The following is a 17,194-nucleotide window of genomic DNA, read 5'->3' as shown; positions in this document are numbered from 1 at the left end:
ACGGAGGTGGCGCCCCACGAAAGGAAGACAGCAAATGAACATCGTGCCGACCAGCATCCAAGAGCAGATCAACCGTGTCGATCGCCAACGAAGCCTCTACATCGGGATCAGCACCGGCCTGCTCGCGATCTGGAGCGTTTACCGGCTGATCTGGATGCTCTATCTCGGAATGACTTTCGGCTGGTTCTTCGGCGCGATGGCTTTCCAGGTGGTGTTGTGGGGTGTGATCGGGACCGCGGCCGCGGTGGCCTCCGTCGGGTTCCTCGCCCGCTACAACAAGGGATCTTGACTCGCCTGACGGCCGTCGGAGAAGTCCCGGACCTGGTTGGGGTCCGGGACTTTCCGTTGTGCGACAACAGGTTTAGAGCTGGGCCCAGACCGACTTCGTCTTGAGGTAGATCTCGAGGCCCTCTTTTCCGAACTCGTGACCCCAGCCGGACTGCTTGTATCCGCCGAACGGCACATCGTGGTCGAAGACCAATTGGCAGTTGACCTGAACGCTCCCGGCCTGCAGCCGCCTCATGATGCGGTGGGCCCGGCCCAGGTTCTCCGTCCAGGCGGTGGCCGCCAGGCCGTAGGTGGTGTCGTTGGCCAGGGCCACGGCCTCGTCCTCGTCGTCGAACGGCAGGATGGTGACCACCGGCCCGAAGATCTCCTGCTGGTACAGCCGCATGCCGGTGTCGACGTTGGTGAGCACCGTCGGGTGCACGAAGTAGCCCTTGCGGTCCAGGCGGTGCCCGCCGGTGACCACCTCGACGCCGTCCTTCTTGCCCTCGTCGATGAAGCCCATGACGCGGTTCAGCTGCTTCTCGCTGATCAGTGGCCCGCTGACGCAGCCCTCCTCACTGGGGGCGCCGAGCTTGAACGAATTCGCCATCATCGCAATGCCTTCCACGACCCGGTCGTAGACGCCGCGCTGGGCGAAGATGCGCGACCCGCACACGCAGCCCTGGCCGGAGTGCACGAAGATGCCCAGCGACGCCATCATGATGGCGTTGTCCAGGTTGGCGTCGTCGAAGATCAGCACCGGCGACTTGCCGCCGAGTTCGAGCGTGACCTTCTTCAGGTTGTCGGCCGACGCCCGCACGATCTCCTTGCCGACCTCGGTGGAACCGGTGAAGGCGACCTTCTGGACGTCGGGGTGCGCGGTGATCGCGGCACCCGCGGTGTGGCCGTAGCCGGTCAGCAGGTTGACGACCCCCTCGGGCACGCCGGCCTCGTGGATGAGCCTGTCCAACAGCAGTGCCGACAACGGTGTCTCCTCGGCCGGCTTGACCAGCAGGCTGCCGCCCGCGGCCAGGGCCGGCGCCAGCTTCGCGCTGGCGTTGAAGATCGGGCCGTTCCACGGGAAGATCAGGCCCACCACGCTGTACGGCTCTTTAAGCGTGTAGGCGTGCATGTTGACGTAGTTGTCGGTGGCGATGCCGTCGGTCTTCACGTCGTATGCGACGCCGTTGATCTTCGAACACCAACCGGCGTAGTAGCGGAAGAACTCCGAACAGGTCGACATCTGCAACTGGGCCTGCATCAGCGGCATGCCGGTGTTGAGCGAATCGAGTTGCGCGAACTCCTCGGCGTGTTCGTCGATCAGCTCGCCGATCCGCCACAGGATTTTGGCCCGCTCGCGGCCCGGCAGGTCCGCCCAGACCCCCGACTCGAAGGTTGCCTTCGCCTTGGCCGCGGCGTCATTGACCGCTTCCTGCCCGCAGTCGGTGAATTCGGTGATCGTTTCCTCGGTCGCGGGATCGATGACCGAGATGACGTCGCCCGTTCCGGGGCGCTTGCGTATGTCGTCCAATACCGCCTGCACCGTCATCTGATCCCTTTCGTCTTGCCGGTCGTGGGGCCCCGGCGCCCAATGCGCTCAGTGCTGAGCACTTGCTTAGCATTGTGCACACGCCTGGTCAAGCATCCGCACGCGGACCCGCTCAGCGCAGTTGTTGGATGCGAATGAGGTTTCCCGCGGGATCGCGGACGGCGCAGTCGCGCAGCCCGTACGGCTGGTCGGTGGGCTCCTGGACGATGTCGACGTCGCCGCCCTGCAGCCGTTCGAAGGTGCCGTCGAGGTCCTTGGTGGCCAGCAGCAGTGTGGCGTAGCTGCCCTTGGCCATCATTTCGGCGATGGTGCGGCGCTCGTCGTCGGTGATGCCCGGGTTGGCGGCCGGCGGGTTCAAAACGATGGACGTATCCGGCTGGTTCGGCGGCCCGACCGTGATCCAGCGCATCGCGCCCTTACCGACGTCGAGGCGAACCTCGAACCCCAGGATGTCGCGATAGAAGGCAAGCGATGCTTCCGGGTCCTCGTGGGGAAGGAAGCTTGAGTGAATGGTGATGTTCATGCGGTCAGGCTAAGTGCGGCCCGACGGCGGATGCTTCTCGATTCCTGACCGGTCGCGTCACCTGTTTGGCCACGCAGGGCGGCATGCCGGCCAGCGCGCCGGCCGCTCGGCGCCGGTACGCGCTGGGCGATTCGCCGACCAGTTCGGTGAATCGGGTGCTGAACGTGCCCAAGGATGAGCACCCGACCACGAAGCACACCTCGGTAACGCTCAATTCGCCGCGGCGCAGCAGCGCCATCGCGCGCTCGATGCGCCGCGTCATCAGATAGGAGTACGGCGATTCGCCGTAGGCGCGCCGGAATTCGCGGCTGAGGTGGCCGGCGGACATGTGCACCCCGCGCGCGAGCGCTTCGACGTCCAGCGGCTGCGCGTAGTCACGGTCGATGCGGTCGCGGACGCGGCGCAACAGCACCAGCGTGCGCAGGCGCTGCGCCGCGTCTTGTCCGTTGGTCACCCGGTGATGTTGTCATGTTCGTTCCGCAGTTGCCCAGCATCGTCGAACGCCCCTTGCGCCAGCCGTGCAGGAGCGTACTGTCCCCGAAGCATGGGCGATGAGATCGCTTTCGTCGAAGCGAACGGACTGAGATTCGCCTACATCGAACAGGGCTCGGGGCCCCTCGTGCTCATGCTGCACGGTTTCCCCGACACGGCGCATACCTGGGATGGCCTTCGCCCACGCGTTGCCGCCGAGGGCTACCGTGCGGTCAGCCCTTACATGCGCGGATACCACCCCAGCGCGATCCCGGCATCCGACGCTGACCAGGAGACTCTGGCGCGCGACCCGCTGGCACTCATCGAAGCGCTCGGCGCCCGCGACGCCGTCATCATCGGGCACGACTGGGGAGCCGCCGCCGCATACGGTGCGGCGGCCCTGGCCCCTGACCGGGTGAAAAAGCTGTTCGTCATCGGCATTCCGCACCCTGCCACGCTCAAGCCGACACTCAAGAAGCTGTGGGGCGTCCGCCACTTTGCGGCATACAAGTTGCCGGGAGCACCGGAGCGCTTCGCGCGCAACGACTTCGCGGCGCTGCCGGCGATTTATCGACGGTGGTCCCCGACGTGGAATCCCGATCCGCGGGAATTCGACGCGGTCCGCGCGAGCTTCTCCAACCCGGCAAGCTTGAACGCGGCGTTCGGCTACTACCGAAAGCTTTCCCCCAAGCCCAGCGCATCACTGAAGGCGCGAATCGCGGTGCCGGTGGTCGCATTCGCAGGGTTAGACGATCCGGTCGCCGAGCCGTCGGACTATCGGCGCGCCGCGCGGATGTTCGACAACGAGTACATCGTCGAGGAGGTCCGGGGCGGACATTTCATGCATCGGGAGCATCCCGAGTCGTTCGCCGAACGCGTCCTGGTTCACCTGTGAGAGAGACGGCCCCTAGACGCCGACGAGCTCGGGGTGGAACTTGGCCGCCATGCGGCGGATTCCGTCGCGCCAGTCGACCGAGGTACCGCCGATGAGTTCGTGCATCCGGTCGATGGTGGTGGGATTGCCGCGCAGCGCTTGGTCGCTCGCTTCGAAGATCGGCTCCCTGCCGACGAGCGAGCCCAGGTAATCGCACCACTCCTGCAGGCTGATCGTCTGGTCGCCGCACCAGTTGACCGTGGTCGCCGGGACCGACGCGACCTCGAGCAGCTTGGGGATGGTCGCGATGATGTCGTCCTCGTGAATGGGGTTGTAGCGGGCGGGTTCACCGGGTGGAACGGGAATCGGGATACCGCCCAACATCATCTCCATGTGGTAGAACGGCCACCCACCGTTGTCGCCGTAGGGGACGTTGAGCCGGGCGATCGTGGTGGGCACGCCGACGACGCGCGCCACCGACCGGGCGACCACCTCCCCGGCGATCTTGGAGATGGAATAGGTGGGGAACAACGGCTTGTGGTTGTCGCCCAGGGCGGACTGCTCGCTGCGGGGGTCGTCGCCAGGCGGGTCGTACACGGCGGCCGACGAGCAGTGCAGGAAGGCCTTCGCGTTGCGGCAGTGGGCCATCAGCAGGCCGACCGACTCCGCGTTGGCCGCGAGGTCCTTGTCCCAGCTTCCGCTCTTGGCCACCGCCAAGTTCAGAACATAGTCGAAATCCGTTGGCAGAGCGGTGAAGTCGCCGGCCGCCAGATTCACCTTCTCGCAATGAATCCCGGCCTTCTCGAGTCCTTCTCGCGCGGCGGGGTTGGTGAAACGGGCGATTCCCCACACCTCGTTGTCGGCGGCAAGCGCTCGGGCGATGGGGGTGGCGATTTGGCCGGTCGGGCCGGTGATCAGGATTTTTGAGCCGCGCATGCGCGCAATGGTAGCGACATCGCGAGAGATGATCGTGGTTTCGCGCATTCTGCTCATCTGCGCGGTAGTGTCTGTCCATGGCTCCCAGGGGCCGCATCGACTTGCGACTCGCCACCCAGGTGATGCTGCTGCAGCTCGTCATCGTGACGCTGACGTTGATCGTCGCTTTCGGGCTATTCGCCGCATTCAACCGGGCGCGCCTGGACAGCCAATATCACGTTCATGCCACGGATATCGCTCGCGTGGTCGCCTCATCCCCCACGGTGATCACCAACATCGCGCGCTACGACGGCGCCCCGCTGACCCCGACCCCGCAGCTGGTCGACGAACTTGCCAGGGGCCCGATCCAGGGCGTGGCGTCCCGGGTCCAGGAGCGTACCCATGTGTTGTTCGTCGTCATCGCCAATGCGGACGGCGTCAGGGTGGCCGATCCCCAGCGCGACAGGTTGGGTCGTCATATCAGCGCCGACATCGCGGGACCATTGGCCGGGCAGGAGACGGCAGCGCATGACGACACCGTTCTCGGACGGGCGATCGTTGCGAAGATCCCGGTGTTCGAGCCGGGTTCCAACCGGGTGCTGGGGGTAGTCGTCGTCGGCCTGTCCACCAAGGCATTTGACGAGCAGTTTTCGAAGAACCTCCAAGTGCTGGCCGGGATGGCCGGTGCTCTGCTGGTCATCGCTGTTGCCGGCTCGGCGGTGTTGGCCCGGCGCTGGCGAGGGCTGACGCTGGGTCTGCGGCCGGCGGAGATCACCGGGCTGGTGCGAACCCAAGCGGCGGTGCTGCAGGGCATCGGCGAAGGCGTGCTCGCTGCGGATACGTCCGGCTACACCACGTTCGTCAACGACGAGGCATGCCGGCTGCTCGAGATCGCCAACAAGACGGGGCGGCCGGTCGACCAGATCGGCCTGACCTTAAGGGTTCTCGACGTGTTCGAGGCCGCCGATTCGGCCCCGGTGCTGGCCAGCGTGGGCGAGCGCATCGTCGTTGTCTCGGCGCGGCCGGTATCGCGCGAAGGACGGGCGCTGGGAACGGTTTTGGTGGTGCGGGACCGAACCGATGTGGAATCGCTGACGCGGCAACTCGACGCGGTGCAGGTGATGAGCACGGTGCTGCGCGCGCAGCGCCACGAATTCGCCAACCGTCTGCACCTGCTGAACGGGCTGTTGCAGGCCGGTCATGTGGGCGAGGGATTGCAATATCTGGAGGAAATTCTCGGGTCGGGCCCGCTGGGATCCGCGCTGCCGGGCATCGAGGCCATCCGCGATGCGTACTTGCAAGCATTTCTGGCTGCCAAGGGCGCGGCCGCCCGCGAAGCCGGGGTGACGCTGACGATCGGCGAAAACACCTGGGTGTCCGGCCGTCTCGGGCTGCCCGTCGATGTGACCACCGTGGTGGGTAACTTGCTGGACAACGCGATCGACGCGGCCCGGACGGGCGGCAACGACGTGAAGGAAGTGGAAGTCGAACTGCTGCAGAATGGTTCGACGCTACATATCACCGTCGCCGACAGCGGCGACGGTGTAGCGCCCGACTTCGTCGATCACCTCTTCACCGAGGGCACCACGACCAAGCCGGACTCCGGGATACCGGGTGGCCGCGGTATCGGGCTTGCGTTGTCGCGCCAGATTTCTCGGGCGCTGGGCGGTGACCTGTGGCTGGCCAGCGCCGGTGATCCACAACTGCGGCTGCGCGGTGCGGAGTTCATCGCCCGGCTGCCGGGCGTGATGGTAGAGGAGGAGCAATGGGCGACCCAGACCTGACGGTACTGGTCATAGACGACGACTTCCGCGTGGCGAATCTGCACGCCGAGGTCGTCAACACGCTTCCCGGTTTCACGGTGCGCGGCACGGCGAACACGCTCGAGGCCGCGCGGAAGGCCGATCCCGTCGACCTGGCCCTGGTCGACGTCTACCTACCGGACGGGTCGGGAGTCGACTTTGTCCGCGAACGCGACGGCGACAGCATGGTGCTGAGCGCGGCCACCGAGGCAGCGACGATCCGGGCTGCGATGTCAGCCGGGGCGCTGAGCTATCTCGTCAAGCCGTTCGCACCCCCCGAATTGGCGGCGCGGCTCGCCGGCTACGCGCGCTACCGCAAGGTGCTGGCCGGCCCCAACCTGACCGCCGGCGACGTGGACGCGGCCCTAGACGCGCTTCGGCCCAGGGTCGCTCCCCCGCCGGCCGCCACCATCGCGGCGTCATCGACCAAACAGCTTGTGCTGCAGGCGTTACGAACGGCCCAGCAGCCGATGTCGGCGGCCGAGGTCTCCGCCGCCATCGGAATATCACGGGCGACCGCGCAACGGTATCTGGCGGCGCTGGCCACGGCCCGCGACGTCACCGTCGGTTTGCGGTACGGGACGACCGGACGACCCGAACAAGAATTCGCGGCCGCCGCGAAGCGGCCGGCCGGGCCCCCGCGTTGAGTGCCTATCGGTCCGCGTGAGTCTTGTGAGACGGCCACCAGTTGGCCTTCCCGACCAATGCCGCCATGGCCGGCACCGTGACGGTCCGCACCACAAAGGTGTCGATCAACAGGCCCATGCCGATGATAAGCCCGGTTTGCACCATGGTCGACAGGCTGCCGAACAAAAGACCGAACATCGAGGCAGCGAAGATTATGCCGGCCGAGGTGATGACACCACCCGTGGAACGGACGGCCCGGATGATTCCGGAGCGGATGCCCGTGCGCGACTCTTCACGAATTCGCGTGATCAGCAGCAGGTTATAGTCCGCCCCGACGGCGACCAGCACGATGAACGCCGTCGCCTGCACGTTCCAGGACATCCCCTGGTGCAGCAGGAGCTGAAAGAAGACGACTCCCAGACCCATCGCCGACAGATACGAGATCACCACGGAGGCAATCAGATACAGCGGTGCCACGACCGCGCGGAGCAAGATGACCAGGGTGGCGAAAACAACGAGCAGCGTCATGATGACGATCAGTCGGAAGTCGTCGTTGTAGTAGCTGCGCAGGGTGCTGTACATCGCGTTGGGTCCGACCACCGAGATCGATGCGTCCGCGAGTGCGGTGTTCGGCTGGGCGCCGCGCGCCGTGTCCAGAATCGATGACACCTGGTCCAGTGCGGCGGAACTGAAGGGGTCGAATTTCGTTTCGACCAAATAGCGCACCGAATGGCCATCGGGCGAGAAGAACAACTTCGCCGCGTTCTTGAATTCGTCCGAGGTGAGCACCTGCGACGGGATGTACAAGCCCGCCATCGAGGGCTGCGTGGCGTCGCGCTTCATCGACAGCAGCAGGTCGGCCGCCTGGTTCATGCCAAGACCCATCTGCTTGACCTTGTCCACGAGTGTCCGCACGCCGTCGGCGAGCCGCCGGCTGCCTTCGGCGAGCTGATCGGCCGCCGCCTGCATGCCCGCAATCTTGCGCTCCATGCCGGCGGCGTTGTCACCCAGCGCCCGCAGACCTTTGCTCGCGCTTGCCAACTGCGCGGTCAGACTCTGCACCACCGCCTGCACGCCCTGCACCGCAGGCTGCTTGGCCACGCCGTCGAACATCGGGCCAGCCGCCGCGGTGATGCTGTTCGCGAGCGCGGAAACGGACCCGTTCGTGAGCCCGCGGACGTTGTCCAGGGCAATCCCCGCGGTGCCGAGCTGCTGCTGCACCAGGTTCAGGGTCGTGGTGAGGTGGGTCATCGGCCCACTGGCGCCGCGGATCTGGTCGCGCACCTGCGCGAGGGCGGCAGCCAATTGGTCCGCACCGCTGGTCAGCGCGTCGAGGTCACTCGTCCGGTCGTTGATCTGTGTCGAGGCGTCTTCGAGCTTGCCGCCGACCTCTCCGGCTTGAAAGCTGATCTTGGCCTGATCCAGCGGCTGACCGCCGGGTCGCGTGATGCCGCGCACCGCAGCGATATTGGGCAGCTGCGAGACCCGCTGAGCCATCTGGTCCAAATCGGCCAGCGCCCGCGACGTCCGCAGGTCGTGCGGGGACCGGACGTAGATGTACTGCGGCAGCAACATACTCTTCGAAAAGTGATCTGCCATCGTCGAAAAGCCGACGTTGCTCGGGGCCGACTGCGGCAGTTGCAGGCGGTCGTCGAACGTGGGCCGCACGAACGCGGCGCAACCGGCCAGCGTGATCAACACCGCGAGACTCCCCAGCAGATGGGCTTTGGGCCGGCGAACGAGCTGAACGGCTGAGCGCTGCCACAGGCGGCCGGTGAGCGCCGCCCGCGGCGCGACCCATCCGCGCCGGCCGGCGAGAACCAGGATGGCGGGCAACAGCGTGATCGCGGCAAGGAACGCGATCCCGATCGAAATCGCAAGTGCCGGACCGATACTCGTGAATGCGGGCAGGCGGGTGAAGATCATGCCGAAAAACGTGACGGCGACGGTGGCCGCCGACGCCGCAATCACCTCACCGATGGAGCTCAGTGCCCTTTGTACCGCCAGGTCGGAGTCGATGCCGGAGCGGAGATACTCGTGATAGCGGCTGATCAAGAAGACGGCGTAGTCGGTGCCGGCGCCGAAGATCATCGCCGTCATCAAGGCGATCGTCAGCGAGGACACGCCGAGCCCGAGCTGAACCAGTCCGGACACCACGCCCTGGGCCGACGCCACCGAAATGCCGATGGTGATCAACGGCAGCAACACGGTCACGGGTCGCCGGTAGATCACCAACAGGATGATCAGCACCAACAACGCGGTGGCCAGCTCGATCACGCGCATATCGTGCGCGGTGACGATCGCCAGGTCGCCGGCCATGGCACCCTGTCCGGTCACCTGCGCGGTCAGCGGCGTGCCCGCGGTGGAGCGTCTCGCGATTTCGGTGATCCGCTGGTAGGCCTGCGACGACTCGGGGGACCCGACAGGCGCCCGCAGGATCACCGCCATGTAGAACGCTTTGTTGTCCTGGCTGACCAGCAACGACCGCAGCGCCGGTGTGGCAACGACGTCCCGCACGCCGGCCACGTCCTTGGTGTCGCCGCGAAACGTGGCGGCCAGCGTGCGGTAGACGTCCTCGTCGGTCGGTCGCAGGCCCCGGTCGTCGGTGAGCACGACGATCAGAATGTTCTGACCGGATTCACCGAAATCCTTGGCCATCTGCTCGGTCGCAGCCATGGCGTTGGGCGGCAGCGGCTGCACCGTCTGGCCTTCGACCACCTTCGTCAACGGCGGGAATGCCACGGTCAGCACGGCCACCGCGGCGACCCAGGCGGCGATGATGAGCCATGGCGCCCGGACGGCGAAGCGACCCAGCACCGCGAACACGCCGCGAGGTGTCGAGGTGCCGGGGGCGTCGGGCTTTGTGGTCATGGCGAAACCCTTCATCGGTGAACCGTGTACTACTTGGTCGAGACCGAACTTATGGCTGCGCCAGCACCCGTGTCGCGCTTGTCAGCGATAGTCGGAATTACCGACGATCTTGCGGTTCTGCGCGTTGTGCTCGCACCGGCCCCGAGGGTGGCCAGCCGATCGTGGCGGTGAGCGAGAAGTCCCTCAGCACATTCGAAATATGTTGCCGCAAACCGTCATTCGAATTGGGTCCGTCTTCCTCGTACGCAACGACCGAGACGAAGACCCGCCCGTGCGCCTTTCCCGAGAGCAACCCCAGCAGTCCGCCGGTCTGCTGCACCGTCGCCTTGGTCACCCCCGGGACGAGCAACCTGACGGCGAAGTGGTCGGCATCCGTGCCATCCGGCCGGTTGGCAGCCGAATTGACCGCGCCGAGGTTGGACGAGCCGCTGGTCGTTGCGCCGCCGAGGGCCACACCGGCCATGCGCCTGATGAGCCAGCGCGGCATCAGCGGGGCCAGCGGCAGCAGCGCCAATCGTTCGTCGGGGACCTCCTGATGGCGGGTCAGCGCTTGTTTGATCGAGGCCCGGATCTCACGCAGATCCGTTGGCGCATCCGCGGGGTCGATCCTGATGTCGACACTGGTGATGGCGTTGGCGCGGGTATCGCCGTCGGTGCGCCCGTTGACGGGTATCGCCAACGTGGCTACGCCGTCCCCGGTGACCCGTCCCAATCGCTGGGCCAGGCTACCCGCCAACCCCGCGAGCAGCGCGTTGCTGGTGCCTCCCAGCGATCGTGCGCGGGCATCCCAGTCGTCGGCGTCGACGAAAAACGTTGCCTTCGCGAGATCAACGCGTTCGTCGGGTCCGACGAACGGGGCGCGCTCTGGCCGTGGGCCGGACTTGTGATCATGCGTCGCGAATCGTGCCGCGGCGCCGACGGCGCGGCCGACGGCGGGGATGTCGCGCGCGGTCTGGCGAGCGTCCTCGCGGAACGCCTGCCACCGGCGACGTGATCCGGCGGCGGGCCAGTTGATCGGGTCGTGGCGCCCGGTTGCGGCGTCCGCCAACGCCTCGCATAAGCCGACGCCGTCGATGAGGCTATGTGAGATGACGAAGCTCACCCCGGCGCCGCCGTCGGCGAACGGCAGCACCGCGAGATGCCATCCGGGTCCGAGCTCGGAATCCAGTGGGGTGTTGGCCTGCTCGCTGAGCCAGGCGTCGAATTCTTCTCGTGCGCCTGGACTTTCGGCGATTTCCAGGTCGGACTGATCTCTGGGAGCGACCCAGCGATGGCGGCCGAACGGGAATCGCGACCGTTCGATGCGGCGGGACAACCGTCCTCGCTGCAGATGCCGATGAAACTGGCGTAGGCCGTCGAAGTCGATCGCGCGGTCATAGATCCACACACACTGCAGCAGGTTGGTCGTTCCGGTCGCCCGCTCGCCGAGAAACGCGCTCTGGTCAACCAGGTCGATGACGTTGTCCATTTTCCTCAAGCTCCTTTTCTGACTCGCGTGCCTACGCCGGCAGACCGGCCACCGGTACCGGGCGTGGCCAGCCGATCGTGGCGGTGAGCGCGAAGTCGGCGAGGGCGTTCGAAAGGTCTTGTCCCAACTTGTCGTTCGAATTGGTACTGCCCGGCTGATATGCAAGGACCGAAACGAAAACCCGGCCGTGCGTTCTCCCCGACAGCAACACCAGCAACCCGCCGAGCCGGTGCATGACCGCCTTGGTCACACCCGGGCCGAGAGGTTTCATGACAAAGTGGTCGGCGTCGGCTCCGTCCGGCCGGCGGCAGGCCGGGTCGACCGCACCGAGGTTGGACGAGATGACGCTGGCCGCACCGTTGGCGGAGAAGCCCACGCATCGCCGGACCAGCCACTGCGGCAACAGAGGAGCAAGGTGCAGCAGCTGCCACCGCGCGTTGGTCTCGTCCGCAGAGCGGATCAGCGCTTGCTTGATGGTGGCCCTGATGTCGCTCAGGTCCGCCGCCGCGGGTGCGGGGTCGACGCTGAAGTCGACGTTGGTGATGGCGTTGGCGCGGGTGTCGCCGGCGGCGCGTTCGTTGACGGGCATCGTCACGGCGACCGAGCCGTCCGCCGCGATCCGTCCCACTCGCTGGGCGAGTCGAGCCGCAAGTCCCGCGAGCAGCGTGTTGCTGGTCCCGCCCAGTGACTCTGCGCGGGCGTCCCATTCGTCGGCGTCGACGAAGATCGTCGCCGTTGGCAGGGTGACGCGCTCGTCGGGCCGGCCGGAGATGACGGGCGGCTTGGCAATGGGCGCCGCGGCGTCGGCGCTGTTACGCCGCGCCATTCGCGTCGCGGCCACGATGGCACGCCCGATGCCGGGGATGTCGCGCGCGGTTTGGCCCGCGTCCTCACGCACGGCTCGCCACCACCCGCGTGACCCGGCCGCGGGCCAGTCGATCGGGTCGTGGCGCCCGGCCGCCGCGTCCGCCAGCGCCTCGCACAATCCGACGCCGTCGCTGAGGCAGTGCGAGATGACCAGGCTCACGGCCGCGCCGCCGTCGGTGAACGGCAGTACCGCGAGGTGCCATCCGGGCCCGTGCTCGGCGTCAAGAGGGGTGTCGGCTTGCTCCCCCAGCCAGGCGTCGAGGCCGTCGCGCGAGCGTGGTGTCGCGACGATCTCCAGGCCGGACTGACCCTTGGGCGCGACCCAGCGATGCCGTCCGAACGGCACGGGCGACGGCTCGATGCGCCTCGACAACCGCCCCCGTTGCAGATGCCGATGGAACCGGTGCAGACCGTCGATGTCGATGGCGCGGTTGTAGATCCACACGCACTGCAGCAGGTTGGTGGCGCCGGTCGCCCGCTCGCCGAGAAACACCGTCTGGTCGAACAGATCGAGTACGTTGCTCATTTTCGTCAAGGTCCTTTCGCTTGCCTATGCCGCCAGGTCGGCCACTGACGCCGGGCCCGGCCAGCCATTCGTCGCGGTGAGCGAGAAGTCGCTCAGAACGCTCGAAACGTCCTGCCACAAGGCGTCGTTCGAGTTGGGGTTGTCCAGGTGATACGCGAGGACCGAGACAAAGATCTGTCGGTGCACTCTTCCGGACAGCAAGGCCAAGACCCCGCCGGTGCGGCGCATTATCGCCGTGGTCACGCCCGGGTAGAGGGACTTCATGGCGAAGTAGTCGGCGTCGGTGCCGTCGGGCCGGATGGCGGCAGCCTCGAGGACACCCAGGTTGGATGACACGACATTGGTCGCACCGCCGGTGGCCACGCCGACCAGTCGCCGGACCAGTCGCTGAGGCAGCAGCGGAATCAGGGGCAGCAGTGCCCACCGCGCGTCGGGTACCTCGCGGTGCCGGATCAACGCTTGCTTGGTCGCGGCCCGGATCTCGCTCAGGTCCGTCGCCGCGAGTGCGGGGTCGACCGTGATGTCGACGTTGGTGATGGCGTTGGCGCGGGTGTCGCCGGCGGTGCGTTCGTTGACGGGTATGGACGGAGTGGCCGAGCCGTCCGCGGTGAGCCGTCCCACCCGTTGGGCCAGGCGGGCCGCCAGGCCCGCGAGCAGGGAGTTGCTGGTCCCTCCGAGCGCCCGCGCGCGGGCATCCCACTGATCGGCATCGAGAAAAATCGTTGTCGTTGACAGAGCGGCTTTTTCGGTGGGCCCCCCGGTCGGCGCGGCCGGCTGAGCAATGGGCGCTGCGGCATGGTCGCCGCGCCGTCGAGTGAATTGTGCCGCCGCGACGACGGCGCGGCCGATGCCGGGGATGTCGCGTGCGGTCTGACGGGTGTCTTCGCGCAGCGCCTGCCACCGCGGACGTGACGCGGCGGCAGGCCACTTGTTCGGGTCGTGTTGTCCGGTGGCCGCTTCCGTCAGCGCCTCGCACAACCCGACGCCGTCGATGAGGCAGTGCGAGACGACCAGGCTCGCCCCGGCGCCACCGTCGGTGAACGAGAGCACCGCGAGGTGCCATCCGGGTCCACGTTCGGCGTCCAGCGGGCTGTTGGCCTGCTCGGTCAGCCACTCGTCGAATTCTTCGCGTGCGCGCGGGGTTTCGACGATCTCGAGGTCGGGTTGCTTGTCGGACGCGACCCAGCGATGACGGGCGAACGGCAGGGGCGAGCGTTCCATGCGCCTGGACAGCCGTCCCCGCTGCAGATGGTGATGGAACCGCCGCAGGCCGTCGATGTCGATGGCGCGGTCGTACATCCACACGCACTGCAGCGCGCAGGTGGCTCCGGCCGCCCGCTCGAAGTCGAAGTAGGCCTGGTCATACGGATCGAGTACGTTGCTCATTTTTCTTCAGGTCCTTTCGCCTGTCGCGGTGCCGAATTCGTTGGGGTGCAATGCGTTTTGTCTCACTTGAATTCACCGTAGGGCGGCGCGTGCCGCCCTGTCGCGCTTGTGCTTGATAGTCGGACTTAGCCGCGATTACCCGGTTTCGCGCATTGTGCTCGCCCGCGGAACGTGGGCCTTTCGTCCGCCTACCGCGCGGCCGCCGGCTGGCCGAAGGGGCTCCAGCCCGTGGTGGCAGTCAGCGAGAACTCACGCAGAGCGCTCGAAACATGCTGCCGCAAATCATCGTTCGAGGTGAGTCTTGCCGGCTGATACGCGAGGACCGAGATGAAGACCTGCCGGTGCACCGTCGCGGAGTGCACCACCATCAGCCCGCCGAGCTGGTCCATCATCGCCCGGGTCAGGCCCGGGTAGCGCGACAGCAGGGCGACGTAGTCGGCGTCTGTGCCGTCCGGCCGGTTTGCGGCCGGCGGGGCCGCACCGATGTTGGATGCGACGACGACGTTGCTCGCACCACCGGTGGCCACGCTGACCATTCGCTTGATCAGCCGCTCGGGCAGCAGGGGAACGAGCGGTAGCAGTGTGCGCCGTTCGTCGGGAACCTCCCGGTGGCGGATCAGGGCTCGCTTGGTTGTGGCGCGGATCCCGCGCAGATCCGTCGTCGCGGGTACGGGGTCGACGGTGATGTCGACCATCGTGACGGCGTTGGCGCGGGTGTCGTCGGCGGTTCGCTCGCTGACGGGTAGGGCCAGGGCGACCGAACCGTCCGCGCCGACTCGTCCCACTCGCTGGGCGAGGCGGGCCGCCACTCCCGCGAGCAGCGTGTTGCTGGTCCCTCCGAGTGCGTGCGCGCGGGCGTCCCATTCGTCCGCGTCGAGAAAGAACGCCGCCGTCGGGACGGTGATGATTTCGTCGGCTTCGGCGATCGGTGGCGTGGAACGGGCCGGAGCGACCGATCCGGCGCTGTGGCGGTCACGGCGGGCCGATCGCGCCGCGGCGACCGCAGCGCTCAAGGCCCGGCGGATGGCGGGGATGTCGTGCACGGTCTGGCGGGCATCCTCGCGCAGGGCACGCCACCGCCGGCGTGACCCGGCGGCGGGCACGTCGATCGGGTGGTCGTAGCCGCAAGCCGCTTCCACGAGGGCCAGGCACCCTCCGATGCCGTCGGTGAGGCAATGCGTGACGACGAAGCTCACCCCCGCGCCGCCGTCGGTGAACGGGAGCACCGCGAGGTGCCATCCGGGCCCGTGCTCGGCATCCAGGGGGATGCTGGCCTGCTCGGCCAGCCAGGCGTCGAACTCTTCGCGCGGCCGAGGCGTCGCGATCTCGAGCCCGTCGCGATCGCTGGGCGCGACCCAGCGATGCCGGCCGAACCGCAGGGGCGAGCGCTCGATGCGCCTCGACAACCGCCCCTGCTGCAGATGCCGATGGAACCGGCGCAGACCATCGAGGTCGATCGCGCGGTTGTACACCCAGACGTTCTGACCGACGCCAGCTGCCGCCCCGAGGCGAAAGAAGGTCTGGTCGAGCAAATCCAGTACGTTGTCCATGTCGGAGGATCCTTTTCCATGTGCAGTTGCCCTGGCGGCGAACGACATTGGGTTCATCGCTTGAATTTGAAGCTACGGCGGACCTGTCGCCCTGTCGCGCTTGTGAGCGTTAGTCGGAATTAGCGGCGATCGGCCCGATTGTGCGCATTGTGCTCACCGCCGGAAGGACCGGGTCGTCGGATGGCCAACCCATCGTCGACGCGAGTGAGAATTCGTCCAGCACGCTCGAAATGCATTGCCGCAGTGCGGTGTCCGAGTTGACTCCGATCGGGTTGTACGAGACCACCGAGACGAAGACCCGCCCGTTCATTCTTCCCGAGAGCAAGGACAGCATCCCACCGAGTTGGTGCATGATGCCCGTGGTCATCCGCGCACTCAGCGACCGGATGGCGAAGTGGTCGGCGTCGGTGCCGTCCGGTCGGTTCATCGCGGGGTCGACCGCACCGATGTTGGATGAGCCGACGGTGGCCGCGCTGTTGGTGGCGGCACCGACCCATCGCTTGCCGAGGCGCTCCGGGACCAGGGGCATCAGCGGCAGCAGCGTCCATCGCGCGTCGGGCTCGTGTTGCGAGCGGACCAGCGCCTGCTTGGTCGCGGCGCGGATGCCGCGCAGGTCCGTGGCCGCCGGGGCGGGGTCGATCGTGAAGTCGACATTCTTGATGGCGTTGGCGCGGGTGTCGCCGTCCGTGCGCTCGTTGATGGCCATCGTCACGGCAACGGAGCCGTCCGCACCGACGCGGCCGACTCGCTGGGCAAGGCGGGCCGCCAACGCCACGAACAACCCGTTGGCGGTCCCCGCAAGCGCCTGTGCGCGGGCGTCCCATTCACCGGCGTCGACGAAGAAGGTCGCCGTCGGGAACGTGATGGCCTCGTCGACCGCGACGGCCGGCGCCGGGACCGCCGGTCCGGTGGTGGCGTTGTCGCGAAGGAATCGTGCGGCGGCGACGGCGGCGCGGCCGATCGCGGGGATGTCGCGCACGGTCTGGCGGGTGTCTTCGCGCAGCGCCTGCAAGCGCCTGCGGGACCCGGCGGCGGGCCAGTCGACGGCGTTGTCATCACCGCCGGCCGCGTCGGCCAGGGCCTGGCACAGCCCGACGGCGTCGGTGAGGCAGTGCGAGGCGATCAAGCTGATCCCGGCGCCGCCGTCGGTGAAGGGCAGCACCGCGAGGTGCCATCCCGGTCCCCGCTCGGCGTCCAGCCAGGTGTTGGACTGCTCATTGCACCAGGTGTCGAAGTCCGCACGCGGCCTGGCGGTTTGGGCGATCTCGATCTCCGGCTGATCGCCCGGCGATACCCAGCGGTAGCGGCCGAACGGTAGGGGCGAGCGTTCGATGCGTCGCGACAACCGGCCGCGTTGGAGGTGGTGGTGGAACCGGCGCAGGCCGTCGATGTCGATGGCCCGGTCGTACATCCACATGCACTGAATCACATTGGTCACGCCGGCCGCCCGCTCGACGCGGAAAAAGGTGTCGTCGACCAGGTCGAGTACGTTGTCCAT

General features: G+C 67.2%; 14 protein-coding genes. 4 read left to right on the top strand and 10 right to left on the bottom strand.

The features are described from left to right. Nucleotides 1–34 precede the first annotated feature (34 nt). Nucleotides 35–289, top strand: coding sequence for a hypothetical protein (locus A5708_RS11330; RefSeq protein ID WP_065028716.1), 255 nt, complete (start codon nt 35–37; stop codon nt 287–289). Between the two features lie 72 nt (nt 290–361). Here the strand turns inward: A5708_RS11330 and A5708_RS11325 are convergent, their stop codons facing one another. The 3 genes from A5708_RS11325 to A5708_RS11315 all read right to left on the bottom strand — a co-directional run bounded on the left by A5708_RS11325 (nt 362) and on the right by A5708_RS11315 (nt 2,793). Then, a complete protein-coding gene (locus A5708_RS11325) occupies nt 362–1,816 on the bottom strand; it encodes an aldehyde dehydrogenase family protein (RefSeq protein ID WP_065028715.1) in 1,455 nt (484 codons plus the stop codon). 112 nt (nt 1,817–1,928) lie between these two features. Continuing rightward, nucleotides 1,929–2,339, bottom strand: a complete 411-nt coding sequence (locus tag A5708_RS11320) for a VOC family protein (RefSeq protein ID WP_065028714.1) — start codon at nt 2,337–2,339, stop codon at nt 1,929–1,931. Between the two features lie 4 nt (nt 2,340–2,343). Continuing rightward, complete coding sequence (locus A5708_RS11315) at nt 2,344–2,793, bottom strand: helix-turn-helix transcriptional regulator (RefSeq protein ID WP_065028713.1); 450 nt, start codon at nt 2,791–2,793, stop codon at nt 2,344–2,346. A gap of 90 nt (nt 2,794–2,883) precedes the next feature. Between A5708_RS11315 and A5708_RS11310 the strand changes: the two genes are divergently transcribed. Beyond that, nucleotides 2,884–3,705: an alpha/beta fold hydrolase gene (locus A5708_RS11310; RefSeq protein ID WP_065028712.1), complete on the top strand. Its 822-nt coding sequence runs from the start codon at nt 2,884–2,886 to the stop codon at nt 3,703–3,705. A 12-nt stretch (nt 3,706–3,717) separates the two neighbouring features. Here the strand turns inward: A5708_RS11310 and A5708_RS11305 are convergent, their stop codons facing one another. Beyond that, a complete protein-coding gene (locus A5708_RS11305) occupies nt 3,718–4,620 on the bottom strand; it encodes an NAD-dependent epimerase/dehydratase family protein (protein WP_065028711.1) in 903 nt (300 codons plus the stop codon). A 77-nt stretch (nt 4,621–4,697) separates the two neighbouring features. On the opposite strand from A5708_RS11305, the gene A5708_RS11300 reads away from it, so the two are divergent. Both A5708_RS11300 and A5708_RS11295 read left to right on the top strand, forming a co-directional pair. Continuing rightward, a complete protein-coding gene (locus tag A5708_RS11300; protein ID WP_231117875.1) occupies nt 4,698–6,383 on the top strand; it encodes a sensor histidine kinase in 1,686 nt (561 codons plus the stop codon). Further along, nucleotides 6,365–7,048 (top strand): response regulator, encoded by a 684-nt coding sequence (locus A5708_RS11295; protein WP_065028709.1) that lies wholly within the window; start codon nt 6,365–6,367, stop codon nt 7,046–7,048. Before A5708_RS11300 ends, A5708_RS11295 begins: the two co-directional genes overlap by 19 nt. Nucleotides 7,049–7,052: 4 nt before the next feature. On the opposite strand, the gene A5708_RS11290 is transcribed toward A5708_RS11295, so the two are convergent. The 6 genes from A5708_RS11290 to A5708_RS11265 form a co-directional block, all read right to left on the bottom strand. Beyond that, complete coding sequence (locus A5708_RS11290; protein WP_065028748.1) at nt 7,053–9,899, bottom strand: RND family transporter; 2,847 nt, start codon at nt 9,897–9,899, stop codon at nt 7,053–7,055. Nucleotides 9,900–9,996: 97 nt separating this feature from the next. Continuing rightward, nucleotides 9,997–11,367 (bottom strand): hypothetical protein, encoded by a 1,371-nt coding sequence (locus A5708_RS11285; protein WP_065028708.1) that lies wholly within the window; start codon nt 11,365–11,367, stop codon nt 9,997–9,999. 31 nt (nt 11,368–11,398) lie between these two features. After that, nucleotides 11,399–12,760 (bottom strand): hypothetical protein, encoded by a 1,362-nt coding sequence (locus A5708_RS11280; protein WP_065028707.1) that lies wholly within the window; start codon nt 12,758–12,760, stop codon nt 11,399–11,401. Nucleotides 12,761–12,784: 24 nt separating this feature from the next. After that, on the bottom strand, nt 12,785–14,146 hold the full coding sequence (locus A5708_RS11275) for a wax ester/triacylglycerol synthase domain-containing protein (protein WP_065028706.1): 1,362 nt from the start codon (nt 14,144–14,146) through the stop codon (nt 12,785–12,787). A gap of 188 nt (nt 14,147–14,334) precedes the next feature. Next, nucleotides 14,335–15,696 carry a hypothetical protein gene (locus tag A5708_RS11270; protein ID WP_065028705.1) on the bottom strand — a complete coding sequence of 454 codons (1,362 nt, stop codon included), beginning with the start codon at nt 15,694–15,696 and terminating at the stop codon, nt 14,335–14,337. Nucleotides 15,697–15,805: 109 nt separating this feature from the next. Continuing rightward, the gene (locus tag A5708_RS11265; protein ID WP_065028704.1) at nt 15,806–17,194 is read right to left on the bottom strand and encodes a hypothetical protein; all 1,389 of its coding nucleotides are present in this window, start codon (nt 17,192–17,194) and stop codon (nt 15,806–15,808) included.

Origin of the sequence: Mycobacterium colombiense, assembly GCF_001672755.1 — a bacterium.
Lineage (GTDB): Bacteria > Actinomycetota > Actinomycetes > Mycobacteriales > Mycobacteriaceae > Mycobacterium > Mycobacterium colombiense_C.
Note: the sequence above shows the minus strand (reverse complement) of the source record. Positions and strands in the feature narration are given on the sequence as shown.